1 protein-coding gene and 1 pseudogene are annotated in these 897 nt (G+C 60.4%); both read left to right on the plus strand.

Translation table 11 applies throughout. The annotated features are described in order from the left end of the window. Positions 1 to 328 (plus strand): annotated as a pseudogene (locus CKO35_RS17515) (hypothetical protein); the annotation flags it as partial. 60 nt (positions 329 to 388) lie between these two features. Beyond that, on the plus strand, positions 389 to 897 hold a 509-nt coding region (locus tag CKO35_RS17520; protein ID WP_200177391.1), incomplete at its 3' end, for an Rpn family recombination-promoting nuclease/putative transposase.

Below are 897 nucleotides of genomic sequence, written 5' to 3' on the forward strand. Positions count from 1 at the left end.
CAAACCCCATCTCGTGGAGGCACTTACTATGTCGCTGGCTCAGGAATGGATGGATCGCGGCGAAGCCAAAGGGCTCCAGAAAGGCATTCAACAGGGCCTTAACAGGGTTCAACAGGGCCTTCAACAGGGCCTTCAACAGGGCCTTCAACAGGGCGAGGCCCAGACCCTGCTGCGTCAGATCGAGCGCAAATTCGGCGCCCAGGCCAGGATGCACTGCCAACAGCGCGTCCAGCAGGCCGATGAGGCTCAGTTACTCCAGTGGATCGACAACATCCTCACCGCTGAACGCATCGAAGATGTCTTCCAGAACGATGCCTCCCTCCAGTAGTAATCCGCTGCTGTCCACAACCCGGCCACGGATCTGGCCGGGAAACCCATGGAGGGAACCATGCCCCGCCCCCGCTGTGAACAGATTTCGCTCACCGACACCCCCTACTACCACATCATCTCGCGCTGTGTGCGGCGCACCTTCCTGTGTGGACAGGATCATGCCACCGGCAGGACTTTTGAACATCGGCGGCAGTGGATCGAGGATCGTATCCGGCTGCTGGCGTCACTGTTCGCCGTGGATGTCGCTGCCTATGCGGTGATGTCCAACCATTACCACATGGTCATCAAGCTGGACCCGACCCAGGCCGAGTCCTGGTCCGATAACGAGGTGTTGCGACGCTGGAGTTGTCCGAGGCATGTGGCAGGCCGCTATCGGTTACCCTACCCCCTTCCCCAAAATACCGCAAAAACCATGGGCAACACCCTCCCCAATCCCCACGACACCCTGTTCAAGGCCCTGCTCGAAGACCCCGAACGGGCCGGTGCCCTGCTGCGCGAGAGCCTTCCCAAGGCCCTCACCGACAAGATGGCCGGTGATCCCCAACCCGTGGATGGTTCCTTCATCGA

Origin of the sequence: Ectothiorhodospira shaposhnikovii (genome assembly GCF_016584105.1) — a bacterium.
In the GTDB taxonomy this organism is placed as follows: domain Bacteria; phylum Pseudomonadota; class Gammaproteobacteria; order Ectothiorhodospirales; family Ectothiorhodospiraceae; genus Ectothiorhodospira; species Ectothiorhodospira shaposhnikovii.